The sequence below is a fragment of the Bacillus cereus group sp. MYBK5-2 genome (assembly GCF_051915685.1).
Taxonomy (GTDB): Bacteria; Bacillota; Bacilli; order Bacillales; family Bacillaceae_G; genus Bacillus_A; species Bacillus_A cereus.
Genome location: NZ_JBQAFE010000016.1, coordinates 35,614 through 51,112 on the forward strand (window position 1 = coordinate 35,614; position 15,499 = coordinate 51,112).

Here is a 15,499-nt window from a genome sequence, read left to right on the forward strand (position 1 = left end):
GATTTATCCTTTGAAAGAGTAAGAATGATTAGTTTAACTAATAATCAGTGGAGATTACCCCACTGATTAAAGTTTCAACTTATTTCAAAAATGAAAGTTTACGAATGATAGGGAGACGACTTAACTCTTCTTTTCGAATGAGTTTGAAAGTGAAGAGAAGTACGATATAAACAATTGTTGTTAAAGTGATTTCCCATAATGTTTGTATGCCAAGGGCATGAGAGAAAATAATATATTTATGAAGATAAAAACCGAAGGCGCCCGCGATACCGATGGCGAGTCCACCGAAAATATAGTCTTTTGCGTAAATGGTAAATGTAATCTTTTTTAAAACAGTAGCGTAGTGAAGAAATGTTACTGTTACAATATTTGCAGCAATAGCGAGAGCAACCCCCATCATTTGAAATTCTGGCCTTGATGCTAGTACAAAAATAACGATTAATTTCACGATGGCACCAATAAATGTATTCATCATTGCAGCTCTTGCTAAGTTTAAAGCTTGCAAAACAGAGGTAAGTGGACTTTGGAAATAATGAAATAAAAAGCAAGGCGCAAGAAGTTGAATGAATGCTGTTGCGCTGTCTGATCCATACATAAGAGTTAAAACAGGAGAAGCGAATACGTATAATATAACGACAGACCATCCGCCGGTAATTAATGAAATTCGAAGTGCTTGTTGTAAACGGTGCTCCACTAATTTATGTTGTCTTTTTGCCATTGCTTCACTAATAGAAGGGACGAGCGCTGTAGAGAGAGCGTATGTAATAAAGGCGGGTAGTGATAGGAGCGGGAATGCATAACCGTTTAATATACCGTATTGCTGGGTTGCAACAGAAGCAGCGACACCAGCGATTGCTAAGCTTTGCATAACGACAATAGGTTCAAAAAAATATGAAACGGAGCCGATTAAACGACTTCCTGTAGTTGGAAGGGCAATATCCATCAGAGAATAAAATGTCCCTTTGCTTTCCTTTACAGTAGTGAAAAATCCAGAGCGTATTGATAAATGTTTTTCTCGCTGAAATAACGTGAGTAAAAATAATAACGATGCAACTTCACCGAGAACAGCTGATAACATAGCGCCGGCTGCAGCGTATTCTATGCCGTAAGGTAAAAATAATTGAATGCATATAGCAATAATGGTAATGCGGACGACTTGTTCTAGAACTTGCGCATAAGCGCTAGGTTTCATGTTTTGTTTCCCTTGAAAGTAACCACGCAAAACAGAAGAAACAGCAATAACAGGAACAACGGGCAAAATGGCCATTAATGGATAGTACGTTCTTTCGTCGGTTAATAATGTTTTTGCTAAAATAGGTGTGAGGAACATAATTCCGATTGTTAAAATGATACTAATAACGGATGTAACAGCTAGTGATACGGTTAATATTTTTTTAACTCTTTGTTTATCGTTCACAGCTTCCGCTTCTGCTACAAATTTTGCGATTGCGACAGGAAGACCAATTTGTGTCAATGTAATTGCTAAAATGAATGTAGGAACGGCCATCATATAAAGACCAACGCCTTCTTCTCCTAAAATACGTGCCATTACTATGCGGTTGATAAAGCCGAGTATTTTTGTAATGAAGCCGGCTATCATTAAAATAAATGCGCCTTTTAAAAAGCTTTGTCTCGTCATGTTCTTCTCCTACCTTCTCAAAATCAATGGAATGATTTACAATAATTTATATGCACGTACGAGACAAGAATGACAAGCATTTAAGAGAGTGAAGTATGATAGTGCTCTTGAAAGTAGTTATTGCTGTCCATTAGAGCGGGAATAAAAGCGACTTTTCGTGCGAAATAAGAAGGAGATGTTATAGATGTTAGATAGAGAGGCTTTGGTAGAATCATACCGCGGACAGTTACAAGTCGTTTTAGAAAGTAAAGTAGAAGAGTTTCAAATGTTCGGCTACGACAGAGTGACAGATGATGACATTTGGAAGTTTCTTAAAGTAAAAAAGTGGAAGAAGATAGACGGCGATGTTAGATTGTATGAATTAGTTAATGACGTATTAACAGTAAGTGCTAATGAATATATGACATATTTAACTGTTGAAGCATATCAAGCGCCACTTTGGTCATTTGATGAATATGAAAATAAATAACTGACTGCAATTGGTTTGTTCTTCCTTTTGCAGTATAATGATAGGTATTGATAATCAGGAAATAATTATGTCTAAGATCATATATAAAGGAGGTAGTGAAGAGAGAAAACAAATAATGAAAGTGCAGGTATCGTGAAAACGTACCGGCACAGCTAGTGATGAGCTAGCAAAATTATAGAAAGGAAGTCTACTAACTAGACGTATGCACACGTGTAAAAGTGAATCGTAAGAGATTTATTTAAAGTGTTAGTAGCGGAAAGAGGGTACATATGGCAAAGCGTGGTACGAGAATTGCCGCCTTTTTCCTCATCGTTTTATTAATCGGTGGAGTAATTGGTGCGGCAGGAAAAGACATAGCAAAAGGAATTAGTCTAGGACTAGACCTTCGCGGTGGTTTTGAAATTCTGTATGAAGTAAAACCAGCCAAAAAAGGTGACAAAATCGATCGAGACGTACTTGTAAGTACAGTAGGTGCTCTTGAGAATCGTGTCAATGTTCTCGGTGTAAGTGAGCCGAACATTCAAATCGAAGGGCAAGATCGAATTCGTGTACAGCTTGCTGGTGTACAAGATCAGCAAAAAGCACGTGAAATGTTATCAACACAAGCGAAATTAACATTCCGTGATGTAGATGATAATCTTCTTATGGACGGAACGGATTTAAAAGGCGGCGGAGCGAAGCAAACATTTGATGAGCAAGGCCGTGCGAGCGTAGGTCTTACACTAAAGAGCGCTGAAAAATTCCGTGAAGTAACTGAAAAAATTTCAAAAATGCCACCACCAACGAATTTAATGGTAATTTGGCTTGATTTTGAAGAAGGAAAAGATTCGTACAAAGCAGAATCTGCAAAACCGAATCCGAAGTTCTTATCAGCAGCAACAGTAAACCAAGTATTTAACCAAGCTGAAGTATCTATCGTAGGTGGAAACTTCACAGTTGAAAGTGCGAAACAACTTTCATCTTTATTAAATGCAGGTGCACTTCCTGTTGATTTAAAAGAAATGTATTCAACATCTGTTGGAGCGAAATTTGGTCAACAAGCGTTAGAGCAAACGATTTTCGCTAGTGCGATTGGTATCGCTCTTATCTTCTTATTTATGCTTGTATTCTACCGTTTACCAGGACTTGTAGCGGTTATTATGTTAGGTTTATACATTTTCGTTACATTACTTGTCTTTAACTGGATGCATGCAGTTCTTACGTTGCCAGGTATTGCGGCGTTAGTGCTCGGAGTAGGTATCGCAGTTGATGCGAATATTATTACGTACGAGAGACTGAAAGAAGAGCTGAAAATTGGTAAGTCAATGATGTCGGCATTCCGAGCTGGTAACCATCGTTCCTTAGCAACAATTCTAGATGCAAACGTTACGACTCTTGCAGCAGCTGGTGTGTTATTCGTTTATGGTAATAGCTCTGTAAAAGGATTCGCAACAAGTTTAATCGTAAGTATTTTAGTCGGTTTCATTACGAACGTATTCGGTACTCGTTTCTTACTAGGTTTACTTGTAAAGAGCCGTAACTTCGATAAAAAACCAGGGTATTTTGGTGTGAAACAAAAGGATATTATTCCATTAACAAAAGGTGTAGTACATCCGCCAACGAGATTTGATCGTATTAATTTCGTAAATATCGGTCATAAATTCCTTATTTTCTCGATTGTAGTTGTAATTGCAGGAGCAATTATCTTACCAATTTTCAAATTGAACCTTGGTATTGACTTTGCGAGTGGTACACGTATCGACTTGCAATCAAAACAAGCCGTTACTGTGTCTGATGTTCATAAAGATTTTAAAGAATTGAACATTGATGTGAAGGAAGAAAATATTGTACCGACTGGAGATGACAATAAAGGTTTCGCAGTTCGTACATTAGGTGTTTTATCAAAAGATGAAATTGCGAAAACAAAAACATTCTTCCACGATAAATATGGTACAGATCCAAACGTAAGTACAGTTTCACCGACAATCGGTAAAGAAATTGCACGAAATGCATTTATCGCAGTATTAATTGCTTCTGCGGTTATCATTTTATACGTAAGTATTCGTTTCCGCTTTACGTATGCGTTATCTGCAGTACTTGCATTATTACATGACGCATTCGTTATGATTGTTATGTTTAGTATTTTCCAACTAGAGGTAGACTTAACGTTTATTGCTGCAGTACTAACAATCATCGGTTATTCTATTAATGACTCGATTGTTACATTTGATAGAAACCGTGAATTATACAAACAGAAAAAACGAGTGCGCGATATAAAAGATCTAGAAGAAATCGTAAATGCAAGTATTCGCCAAACGCTTGGTCGTTCGATTAACACCGTATTAACAGTGTTATTCCCAGTAATTGCACTGCTTATCTTCGGTAGTGAGTCACTACGTAACTTCTCGTTTGCGTTACTTGTTGGATTAATTGTAGGTACGTACTCTTCTGTTTTCGTTGCCTCTCAAATTTGGTTAATGCTTGAAAACCGTCGTTTGAAAAAGGGAAAAAACAAGAAGAAGGTTGAGAAAGTAGAATCTGAACCGCAAGTATAGAAAAGATGATGTCTCTTTATGAGGCATCTCTTTTTTCGTTTGTGGATACAATAAGATAGCAACTTTTTAACAGAAAGAAGATGGAAGAAAGTGGTGGTGTTATCGCTGTTTTTGTTAAAATAAAAAGATAGGTTAAGAAAAGAAGGGATTTTAATTATGGAAAAAGATGAACGTTTTAAACAGGCCGAGTTTGGTGCTATTGTCGGGATCGTTGGTAATATTATATTAGCGATTGTAAAGGCGGTAATTGGTTATATTGGGAACAGTAAAGCGCTATTAGCGGATGCCGTGCATTCTGCATCAGATGTAATAGGTTCGCTAGCTGTACTTTTTGGATTGCGAGCGGCAAAGCAGCCACCTGATGAGGATCATCCGTATGGTCATGGTAAAGCGGAATCGATTTCAGCGATTATTGTTGCGGTATTATTATTTATTGTGGGACTTGAAATCGCGATTTCGTCTATAAAAGCTTTTTCGCAAGAACTAGAACCGCCGAAAGGAATTACGATATTTGCTGTTGTTCTTTCAATCGTCGTGAAAGAAGGAATGTTTCAATATAAATTCCGATTAGGGAAAAGAGTAAACAGTGATGCAATTATTGCAAATGCATATGAGCACCGTTCGGATGTATTTTCTTCAATTGCAGCTTTAATCGGTATTTGTGCAGCTATAATAGGTGGTAAGCTTGGTATAGACTGGCTTGTATACGCTGATCCAATTGCGGGATTAGTTGTTTCACTTCTTGTTGTAAAAATGGCATGGAGCATTGGAGCGGAAGCAATTCATGCAACGCTTGACCATGTTCTTCATGAGGAGGATGTTATTCCGCTTAGAGAAGCAGTTCTTCAAGTAGATGGTGTGAAAAAAATTGGTTCTTTATATGCACGGGAGCATGGTCATTATGTTATTGTCGATATTAAAGTGTCCGTAGATCCATACATTACTGTAGAAGAAGGACACCGTATTGGAAAACATGTGAAAGAAATACTTATGAAACAAGATAATGTACAAAATGTATTCGTACATATAAATCCGTATTCTCCAAATTAAACATCATTAACATTTTAGTATATAGATATTGCATCGTAGTTTGCATTATATTGTCACCCCTTAATCTGTCTTGTATAATGAACAGGTTAAGGGGTGATTTCGTGTTACAACCGAAGACGCGTTGGAAAGAAAAAGAATATAATGACGAGCGAGTGAGTGAATTAGCAAGTAAATTACAGTTATCGCCACTTGTCGTTTCGTTATTCCTCGGTAGAGGACTCGATACAGAAGATAAGATTTTAGATTTTTTAAATACAGAAAATCAAGAATTTCATGATCCATTTTTATTAGAAGGAATGGATAGAACGGTAGAACGTGTAAATAAGGCGATTCAAAATGGAGAGCAAATATTAATATTTGGTGATTACGATGCGGACGGAGTAAGTAGTACGACAGTTTTATATCTTGCTCTTCAAGAATTAGGTGCAGAAGTAGAATTTTACATTCCAAATCGTTTTACAGAAGGGTATGGACCGAACGAAGAAGCATTTCGTTGGGCGCATAGCGCAGGGTTCTCGCTAATTATTACTGTCGACACTGGTATTGCAGCGGTACATGAAGCGAATGTAGCGAAAGAGCTTGGAATAGATCTAATTATTACAGATCACCATGAGCCACCGCCAGAATTGCCAGAAGCACTTGCGATTATACATCCGAAATTAGATGGCGGTGTATATCCGTTTCACTATTTAGCTGGTGTAGGTGTTGCGTTTAAAGTTGCGCATGCACTATTAGGCCGTGTACCAGAACATTTATTAGAGATCGCAGTAATTGGTACAGTAGCCGATTTAGTATCACTTCATGGTGAAAATAGGTTGCTAGTGAAACGCGGTTTAAAACATATGCGTATGACGAGAAATATTGGTTTGAAGGCATTGTTTAAAGTTGCTAACGTTTCGCAAAGTGAAATTACCGAAGAGAGTATTGGCTTCTCAATTGCACCTCGTATTAATGCGGTCGGGCGTTTAGAAGATGCTGCGCCGGCTGTACACCTTTTATTATCAGATGATCCAGAGGAAGCGAAAGAGCTAGCTGAAGAAATTGATGAGCTGAACAAACTGCGAAAAGATATTGTAAAGCAAATTACAGAAGAAGCTATCGCTGAAGTGGAAAATAACTTCCCACCAGAAGAAAATAAAGTATTAGTACTTGCAAAAGAAGGCTGGAACCCAGGGGTAATTGGAATTGTTGCTTCGAAATTAGTTGAACGTTTTTATCGTCCGACGATTGTATTAAGCATTGATCCTATAAAAGAAACAGCAAAAGGCTCAGCACGTAGTATTGCAGGATTTGATTTGTTTGCAAATTTATCAGATTGTAGAGAGTTATTACCACACTTCGGAGGGCATCCGATGGCAGCGGGAATGACGCTACATATGAATGATGTAGATGAATTACGTCGCCGCTTAAATGAACAAGCAGATGCAATGTTAACAGAAGAAGATTTTATTCCAATTACAGCAGTTGATGTTTTTTGTAAAGTAGAGGATGTAACGCTAGCGGCAATTGAAGATATGCAAAAACTAGCCCCGTTTGGTGTTGGAAATCCGAAACCACGTATTGCAGTAAAAGATGCAGAGTTAGAAAGTATTCGCGCAATCGGATCAGATGGCTCTCATTTAAAAATGGCTCTTCGTGATGGACAAGCAACACTGGATACAATTGGATTTGGCTTTGGTGCATATGCGAAAGAAATCTCTCCAGTTGCAAAAGTATCTGTAATAGGAGAAGCGTCTATTAATGAATGGAATAACTTTAAGAAGCCACAACTAATGGTACAAGATATTGCTGTAGAGGCGTGGCAATTATTTGATTGGCGTAGTATGCGTAATGCAGAAGCAAATTTAGCAGAACTTCCGAAAGAAAAAATAACAATGGTGTATTTTTCTGAAGAGGTATTGAATAAATTTTCTTTAGAGAGCTATAAAGAAAAGCTCATGCATGCTTCAGAAGTAACGCATTTAGATGATCAATATATCGTGTTACTTGATTTACCAAAAGGAACAGATGAATTACGTGAGCTATTTAAGGTAGGATTCCCAGCGCGAATTTATACGCTATTTTATCAAGAGAATAACCACTTATTTAGTACAGTTCCGACGAGAGAACACTTTAAATGGTACTATTCTTTCTTAAGCCAAAAAACACCATTTTCTTTAAGACAATATGGAGAACAACTATGTCGTCATAAAGGTTGGTCAAAAGATACAGTAAATTTCATGACACAGGTGTTTTTTGAGTTAGAATTTGTTACAATAAAAGATGGCGTCATTTTTATGGCAGACAAAAAACAAAAGCGTGATTTAATTGAATCGAACACATATCGTGAGAAAATGAACCACTTACAATTAGAAAAAGAATTGGTTTATAGCACATATCAGCAACTATATACATGGTTTGAAACGATTCGTAATCATAAAGAAGTAGAACAGTTAGGGTAAAGGATTTGTATTTACAAACCTTTTAGATCTGAGGAGGATTCAGAAATATGGATTTCAAGCAACATATCGCAATTGTACCGGATTATCCGAAAGAAGGTATTGTGTTTAAAGACATTACACCTTTAATGAATGACGGTAAAGCATACAAAGCAGCAACAGACGCAATCGTTGAGTACGCAAAAGAAAGAGATATCGATGTTGTAGTAGGACCAGAAGCTCGTGGTTTCATTATCGGTTGCCCAGTTTCTTATGCGTTAGAAGTAGGATTTGCGCCAGTTCGTAAATTAGGAAAATTACCACGTGAAGTAATTACAGTTGACTACGGTAAAGAATATGGTAAAGATGTTTTAACAATCCATAAAGATGCAATTAAGCCAGGTCAGCGCGTATTAATTACAGATGATCTATTAGCTACAGGTGGAACAATCGAAGCGACAATTAAGTTAGTTGAAGAGCTAGGCGGAGTTGTAGCAGGAATTGCATTCTTAGTAGAACTTACTTACTTAGATGGTCGTAAAATGTTAGATGGTTACGATGTATTAGTATTAGAAAAATACTAATCACTATATAGGTAAAACTACGGTGATAAAAAGTACCCGTGAATCTCTTGGAGAGGAGCGGGTACTTTTGTATAATTGAACAAAAAATTATGGTGAAATGTCAGTAAAATCTTTTCCTTTTCACAATTCACAATCATTGGGTTATAATGATAGAATATAATTTATTCTATTAAATAAAGATAAAGTCAATTTTCAATAAAAGGTGATTCGATGGCAAATGAGCAGGTACTAACAGCTGAACAGGTACTCGAGAAAGCAAGTCAATATTTAGCGGATGAAGATATTGAGCTAGTGGCACGTGCCTATGAATATGCACGTGATGCGCATAGCGAACAATATAGAAAATCGGGTGAACCGTATATTATTCATCCGATTCAAGTTGCAGGTATTTTAGTTGATTTACACATGGATCCAGCTACGGTATCAGCAGGTTTCTTACATGATGTAGTGGAAGATACAGAGATTACGTTAGAAGATATTGAACGGGAATTTAACAAAGAAATTGCTATGCTTGTTGATGGCGTTACAAAGCTTGGGAAGATCAAATATAAATCTCACGAACAACAACAAGCAGAAAACCATCGCAAAATGTTTATTGCAATGGCTCAAGATATTCGAGTTATTTTAATTAAACTAGCTGATCGTCTTCATAACATGCGTACATTGAAACATTTGCCTCAAGAGAAGCAGCGTCGCATAGCGAATGAAACGTTAGAAATCTTTGCACCTTTGGCACATAGACTCGGAATTAGTACTATTAAATGGGAGCTAGAGGATACGTCACTTCGCTATTTAAATCCACAACAATATTATCGTATTGTAAATTTAATGAAGCGTAAACGTGCAGAACGTGAAGAATATTTAGACGAAGTAATGACTGGTATTCGTGAGAAATTAAAAGAAGTTGCAATTCAACCTGAGATTTCTGGAAGACCGAAACATATTTACAGTATTTATCGTAAAATGGCACTGCAAAATAAGCAGTTCAATGAAATTTACGATTTATTAGCTGTACGTGTCGTTGTAAATAGTATTAAAGATTGTTATGCGGTGCTTGGAATTATTCATACGTGCTGGAAGCCGATGCCAGGTCGTTTTAAAGATTATATTGCAATGCCAAAAGCAAATCTATATCAATCTCTTCATACGACTGTAATTGGACCGAAAGGTGATCCACTTGAAGTGCAAATTCGTACGAAAGAAATGCATGAAATTGCAGAATTTGGGATCGCGGCACACTGGGCATACAAAGAAGGAAAAACAGCAGAAACAACAGGTACATTAGAGAAGAAACTCACATGGTTCCGTCAAATATTAGAATGGCAAAATGAAGCTTCTAATGCAGAAGAATTTATGGAGTCATTAAAAATTGATTTATTCTCTGACATGGTATTCGTCTTTACACCGAAAGGCGATGTAATGGAATTACCACTTGGATCTGTTCCAATTGATTTCGCGTATCGTGTCCATTCGGAAATTGGGAATAAAACAATTGGTGCAAAAGTAAATGGGAAAATGGTGACGCTGGATTATAAATTAAAAACAGGCGACATCATTGAAATTTTAACGTCGAAACATTCATATGGCCCAAGCCAGGATTGGGTAAAACTTGCTCAAACATCTCATGCGAAAAATAAAATTCGTCAATTCTTTAAGAAACAACGTAGAGACGAAAATATTGAAAAAGGCCGTGAACTTGTTGAAAAGGAAGTACGTGGTCTAGAGTATGAGATGAAAGAAGTATTGGCGCCGGATAACTTAAAACGCGTCGCTGAGAAATTTAACTTTGCAAATGAAGAAGATATGTTTGCAGCAGTTGGATATAGCGGAATTACAGCTTCGCAAATTGTTACGCGACTAACGGACAAGTTCCGCAAACAACGCGAAGAAGAAGAAATTGTTGAAGTTAAAGAAGTCCGTAAACCGATGAAAATTCGAAAATGGGATTCTGGTGTAAAGGTAAGCGGTGCTGATAATTTATTAATCCGTTTATCGAAATGCTGTAACCCAGTTCCGGGCGATGATATCGTTGGGTATATTACGAAAGGCCGAGGTGTATCAATTCACCGCCGTGATTGTGTAAATGTTCATACAGAAGAAGCTGTAGAACGATTATTAGAGGTAGAGTGGGAAGGTAGCCCTGAAAAAGAAATTGAGTATAACGTTGATATTGAAATTTCAGGTTACGATCGCCGCGGTTTATTAAATGAAGTACTGCAAGCTGTTACAGAGACGAAAACATACATTTCAGCTGTTTCTGGTAGAAGTGACCGTAATAAGATGGCAACAATTAATATGTCAATCTCGATTCGTAACTTACAACACTTGAAAAAAGTAGTAGAACGCATTAAACGCGTTCCAGAAATTTATGCAGTACGACGCATGATGCATTAATAGGGAGTGTAGAAAGATGAGAGTTGTTTTACAACGATCAAAGAAAGCGTCTGTCACAGTAGACGGTGAGATCGTAGGACAAATTCCGTTCGGTTTAACATTACTAGTTGGCATTACGCACGAAGATACAGAAAAAGATGCAACTTACATTGCGGAAAAAATTGCAAACTTACGTATTTTTGAAGATGAGAGCGGAAAGATGAATCATTCTGTACTTGATGTAGAAGGACAAGTTCTATCTATTTCGCAATTCACATTATACGGAGATTGCCGCAAGGGCAGACGTCCAAACTTTATGGATGCTGCGAAACCTGACTATGCAGAGCGTTTATACGATTTCTTTAATGAAGAAGTTCGTAAACAAGGATTACATGTGGAAACAGGAAAGTTTGGAGCAATGATGGACGTTTCTTTAATCAATGATGGTCCGGTGACCTTAATTGTAGAAAGTAAATAGTGTTGATAAAAAAGAGAGGGTTATATAATCCTCTCTTTTTTATACATTGTTGTATGTTTTGTTCATTTATTTGGAATCAATAGCAGTTTCGGTTATGTATAACTCTCTCATCAATATGGAACAATAAAAAGTAAAACATCCATATTGAATGTGAGGGATATACGTATGCGTATGAATGAAAAAGGGCATTCTGTTACAAATGGTGCAAATCAACTGTTTAACGTGAATTTTCATGATTTTATTTCAAAAGAGCAAAACAATACTTCAATGGAGCTTGCTTCGGAGTTTGGGATTTCTCTTCAAGATGTAAAGCGTTTAAAGAAGCAGATTGAACGTTCTTAGAGCACTTGACAATCCTACTTAACAAACGTATAGTAATTTTATATTTACATATGAATATAACCGTTGATAGAGAAGAGTAAATGAGACACACATGGAAAGAGAAGGAATGTCTTAGGCTGAAAACATTTCTGCATGATGACTGATTGAATGACACTCTAGAGGTTTCAACTTGAACGGCATATATGCTTAGTAGGGATGAACGCATATTTAAGCGTTATTAAAAAAGTGGAAGCATACGTGCTTCAATTAGGGTGGCACCACGGGTATAATACTCTCGTCCCTACTGTTTAAACAGTAGAGGCGGGAGTTTTTTTATTTTTATTAAGATTAAAACAATTTGAGGAGGAACTGAATATGTCTATTCAAATCCCACGCGGAACGCAAGATATTCTTCCAGGCACTGTTGAGTTATGGCAGTATATCGAAGGGCAAGCACGCGAAATTTGCCGTCGTTACAATTATAAAGAAATTCGTACACCAATTTTTGAACACACTGAGCTATTTTTACGCGGTGTTGGTGATACGACAGATATCGTACAAAAAGAAATGTACTCATTCCAAGATCGTGGAGAGCGTAGCTTAACATTACGTCCAGAAGGTACTGCACCTGTTGTACGTTCTTACGTTGAAAATAAAATGTTTGGTGATGCGACACAACCAACGAAATTATACTATATCGGTCAAATGTTCCGTTATGAAAGACCACAAGCAGGTCGCTATCGTCAATTCGTACAATTCGGTATCGAAGCAATCGGCAGTAATGACCCTGCAATTGATGCAGAAGTAATTGCACTTGCTGTTGAATTTTACCGCGGCATGGGCTTAAAAAATATTAAAGTTGTATTAAACAGTTTAGGTGACGCAGCGAGCCGTCAAGCACACCGTGATGCATTAATCGCACACTTTGAGCCACGTATCGGCGAATTCTGTTCTGACTGTCAATCTCGCTTAGAAAAGAACCCACTTCGAATTTTAGACTGTAAGAAGGACCGTAACCATGAATTAATGGGAACAGCACCATCTATTACAGAATACTTAAACGAAGATTCAGCAGTATACTATGACAAAGTTCAAGAACTATTAACGATGATGGATGTTCCATTTGAAAAAGATCCGAACTTAGTGCGTGGTTTAGACTACTATCAACACACTGTTTTTGAAATTATGAGTGAGGCAGAAGGTTTCGGTGCGATCACTACATTAAGCGGTGGTGGCCGTTATAACGGACTTGTACAAGAAATCGGTGGACCAGAAATGCCAGGTATCGGTTTTGCAATGAGTATTGAACGTTTAATTATGGCGCTAAAAGCTGAAAACATTGAATTACCACTTGAACATAGCATTGATTGTTACGTTGTAGCGCTTGGCGAAAAAGCGAAAGACCATGCTGCAAAAGTTGCGTTCGATCTTCGTAAAGCTGGATTGTCAGTTGAAAAAGATTATTTAGATCGCAAAATGAAAGCACAATTTAAATCAGCAGATCGTCTAAAGGCGAAATTTGTAGCTGTATTAGGAGAAGATGAGCTAGATAAAGGCATCATTAACTTAAAAGATATGGCAACAGGTGAACAAGAAGAAGTAGCGTTAGATGTATTTGCTTCATACGTAGCAGAGAAATTAATATAGGGGGAACTTACAGTGGCTGAAAGAACACATGCATGTGGAAAAGTAACAGTAGAAGCTGTTGGACAAACAGTTCAATTAAAAGGTTGGGTACAAAAACGCCGTGACTTAGGTGGATTAATCTTTATCGATTTACGTGACCGTACAGGTATCGTACAAGTTGTATTTAACCCAGAAACATCAAAAGAAGCGTTAGAAGTAGCAGAAACAATTCGTAGCGAATACGTATTACACGTAGAAGGTACAGTTGTTGAACGTGGTGAAGGCGCAATTAATGACAATATGGCAACTGGTCGTATTGAAGTACAAGCAACAAAAGTAAATGTACTAAATGCAGCGAAAACAACGCCAATTATCATTGCTGATGATACAGATGCATCAGAAGATGTGCGTTTAAAATATCGTTATTTAGACTTACGTCGTCCTGTAATGTTCAACACATTCAAAATGCGTCACGACGTAACAAAAACAATTCGTAACTTCTTAGATACAGAAGAGTTCTTAGAAGTAGAAACACCAATTTTAACGAAAAGTACGCCAGAAGGAGCTCGTGACTATTTAGTGCCAAGTCGTGTACATGATGGTGAATTCTATGCATTACCACAGTCACCACAGTTATTTAAACAGCTTCTTATGGTCGGCGGATTTGAGCGTTACTATCAAGTAGCACGTTGTTTCCGTGATGAAGATTTACGTGCGGATCGTCAACCAGAATTCACGCAAATCGATATCGAAGCTTCATTCTTAACACAAGATGAAATTTTAGATATGATGGAGCGTATGATGACGAAAGTTATGAAGGATGCAAAAGGTGTAGAAGTGAGTGCACCATTCCCTCGTATGAAATATGCTGATGCAATGGCTCGCTACGGTTCTGATAAGCCAGATACACGCTTTGAAATGGAACTAACAGACTTATCTGAGTTTGCTGCAGGTTGTGGCTTTAAAGTATTTACAAGTGCTGTAGAAAGCGGCGGACAAGTAAAAGCAATTAATGCAAAAGGTGCTGCAAGTAAATATTCTCGTAAAGACATCGATGCATTAACTGAATTCGTGAAAGTATACGGTGCAAAAGGTCTAGCTTGGCTTAAAGTTGAAGAAGACGGACTAAAAGGACCGATTGCGAAATTCTTCGGTGAAGAAGATGCAAATGTGTTAATGAGCACATTAGAAGCTACTGCTGGCGACTTATTACTATTCGTAGCAGATAAGAAGAGCGTTGTTGCAGATAGCTTAGGCGCACTTCGTTTACGTCTAGGTAAAGAGCTTGAGTTAATTGATGAAAGTAAATTTAACTTCCTATGGGTAACTGATTGGCCACTTCTTGAGTACGATGAAGATGCAGATCGTTACTTCGCAGCTCACCACCCATTCACAATGCCATTCCGTGAAGACGTTGAGTTACTAGAAACAGCACCAGAAAAAGCACGTGCACAAGCATATGACCTTGTATTAAACGGTTATGAGCTTGGTGGTGGATCACTTCGTATTTACGAGCGTGACGTACAAGAAAAAATGTTCAAAGCACTTGGATTCTCACAAGAAGAAGCGCAAGAGCAATTCGGATTCTTATTAGAAGCATTCGAATACGGTACACCACCACACGGCGGAATCGCATTAGGTTTAGATCGTCTTGTTATGTTACTTGCAGGCCGTACGAACCTTCGTGATACAATTGCATTCCCGAAAACAGCAAGCGCAAGCTGCTTATTAACAGAAGCTCCAAGCCCAGTTGCAGAAGCGCAGCTTGAAGAACTGAACTTAAAATTAAGCTTGAAAGAAGAGAAGTAAGAATAGGGTCTAGATGGTTATACTATAACCGTCTAGACTTTTTTTGAGAGGTTGTTTAAAAAGTCCGGTTTAGATAACTGTCGCATCTCATCGTTGCTTCGCCAGTCCGGTGCTCGAGTAGTATTTCTACACTGCGCTCCTCCTGGCTTCAGCGCCTCGATCTGCTCGGTTCTCTAAATCCTCCTTTTTAAACGTGTAT

General features: G+C 37.7%; 11 protein-coding genes and 1 other annotated feature. Of the genes, 10 read left to right on the forward strand and 1 reads right to left on the reverse strand.

What is annotated here, in order from left to right; all coding sequences use genetic code 11:
• Positions 1-79 precede the first annotated feature (79 nt).
• Positions 80-1,639: a stage V sporulation protein B gene (gene spoVB, locus ACTFP3_RS28605; protein WP_000198300.1), complete on the reverse strand. Its 1,560-nt coding sequence runs from the start codon at positions 1,637-1,639 to the stop codon at positions 80-82.
• A gap of 184 nt (positions 1,640-1,823) precedes the next feature.
• Here spoVB and ACTFP3_RS28610 point away from each other — a divergent pair, with 184 nt between their 5' ends.
• From ACTFP3_RS28610 to aspS, 10 genes are all read left to right on the forward strand, one after another.
• Positions 1,824-2,108 (forward strand): post-transcriptional regulator, encoded by a 285-nt coding sequence (locus ACTFP3_RS28610; RefSeq protein WP_000886976.1) that lies wholly within the window; start codon positions 1,824-1,826, stop codon positions 2,106-2,108.
• Between the two features lie 269 nt (positions 2,109-2,377).
• Positions 2,378-4,642 carry a protein translocase subunit SecDF gene (gene secDF / locus ACTFP3_RS28615; RefSeq protein WP_322370205.1) on the forward strand — a complete coding sequence of 755 codons (2,265 nt, stop codon included), beginning with the start codon at positions 2,378-2,380 and terminating at the stop codon, positions 4,640-4,642.
• A gap of 156 nt (positions 4,643-4,798) precedes the next feature.
• The gene (locus ACTFP3_RS28620; RefSeq protein WP_000409743.1) at positions 4,799-5,692 is read left to right on the forward strand and encodes a cation diffusion facilitator family transporter; all 894 of its coding nucleotides are present in this window, start codon (positions 4,799-4,801) and stop codon (positions 5,690-5,692) included.
• A gap of 101 nt (positions 5,693-5,793) precedes the next feature.
• Positions 5,794-8,133, forward strand: coding sequence for a single-stranded-DNA-specific exonuclease RecJ (gene recJ, locus ACTFP3_RS28625; protein WP_000941230.1), 2,340 nt, complete (start codon positions 5,794-5,796; stop codon positions 8,131-8,133).
• Between the two features lie 47 nt (positions 8,134-8,180).
• Positions 8,181-8,693, forward strand: a complete 513-nt coding sequence (locus tag ACTFP3_RS28630) for an adenine phosphoribosyltransferase (RefSeq protein WP_000346215.1) — start codon at positions 8,181-8,183, stop codon at positions 8,691-8,693.
• 210 nt (positions 8,694-8,903) lie between these two features.
• Complete coding sequence (gene relA / locus ACTFP3_RS28635; RefSeq protein ID WP_001262795.1) at positions 8,904-11,087, forward strand: GTP diphosphokinase; 2,184 nt, start codon at positions 8,904-8,906, stop codon at positions 11,085-11,087.
• 16 nt (positions 11,088-11,103) lie between these two features.
• Positions 11,104-11,544, forward strand: coding sequence for a D-tyrosyl-tRNA(Tyr) deacylase (locus ACTFP3_RS28640; protein ID WP_001266965.1), 441 nt, complete (start codon positions 11,104-11,106; stop codon positions 11,542-11,544).
• A gap of 165 nt (positions 11,545-11,709) precedes the next feature.
• Complete coding sequence (locus tag ACTFP3_RS28645) at positions 11,710-11,886, forward strand: hypothetical protein (RefSeq protein ID WP_001242605.1); 177 nt, start codon at positions 11,710-11,712, stop codon at positions 11,884-11,886.
• Positions 11,887-11,940: 54 nt separating this feature from the next.
• Positions 11,941-12,171 (forward strand) — a binding site (T-box leader).
• Between the two features lie 69 nt (positions 12,172-12,240).
• Positions 12,241-13,512 (forward strand): histidine--tRNA ligase, encoded by a 1,272-nt coding sequence (hisS, locus tag ACTFP3_RS28650; RefSeq protein WP_000027084.1) that lies wholly within the window; start codon positions 12,241-12,243, stop codon positions 13,510-13,512.
• 12 nt (positions 13,513-13,524) lie between these two features.
• The gene (gene aspS / locus ACTFP3_RS28655; protein WP_000840898.1) at positions 13,525-15,300 is read left to right on the forward strand and encodes an aspartate--tRNA ligase; all 1,776 of its coding nucleotides are present in this window, start codon (positions 13,525-13,527) and stop codon (positions 15,298-15,300) included.
• Positions 15,301-15,499: the final 199 nt, after the last annotated feature.